A 622-nucleotide genomic window follows, 5' to 3' on the forward strand; every position below is an offset into this window, starting at 1 on the left:
TGCCGTGGGCGTTGGAGAATTGAAAGGGGCTGCTCCTAGTACGAGAGGACCGGAGTGGACGAACCTCTGGTGTTCGGGTTGTGTCGCCAGACGCATTGCCCGGTAGCTAAGTTCGGAATCGATAACCGCTGAAAGCATCTAAGCGGGAAGCGAGCCTTGAGATGAGTTCTCCCTGATACTTTAAGTATCCTAAAGGGTTGTCGGAGACTACGACGTTGATAGGTCAGGTGTGTAAGTGCTGTGAGGCATTGAGCTAACTGATACTAATTGCCCGTGAGGCTTAACCATACAACACCCAAGGGGTTTTGATTGGACTCAACTAGAACATTGAATGTGTAAGAACGCTCTTTATATAAGAGAATGCAGCTTTCCAGATTARAGAATTTGCTTGGCGACCATAGCGATTTGGACCCACCTGATTCCATGCCGAACTCAGAAGTGAAACGAATTAGCGCCGATGGTAGTGTGGGGCTTCCCCATGTGAGAGTAGGACATCGCCAGGCTTTATATTATGGACACTTGCTTGATAGCGAGTAAGCCACTGCGGAGTGGTAGTTCAGTTGGTTAGAATACCGGCCTGTCACGCCGGGGGTCGCGGGTTCGAGTCCCGTCCACTCCGCCA

1 tRNA gene and 2 rRNA genes are annotated in these 622 nt (G+C 50.7%); all 3 read left to right on the forward strand.

Annotation, left to right across the window (positions count from 1 at the left end):
- Positions 1-288, forward strand: a 23S ribosomal RNA gene (locus DPF93_RS21125); the annotation flags it as partial.
- Positions 289-387: 99 nt separating this feature from the next.
- Positions 388-503 (forward strand): 5S ribosomal RNA (gene rrf, locus DPF93_RS21130).
- Positions 504-545: 42 nt separating this feature from the next.
- Positions 546-622, forward strand: a tRNA-Asp gene (locus DPF93_RS21135).

Source organism: Vibrio rhodolitus, from assembly GCF_003350325.1.
GTDB lineage: Bacteria > Pseudomonadota > Gammaproteobacteria > Enterobacterales > Vibrionaceae > Vibrio > Vibrio rhodolitus.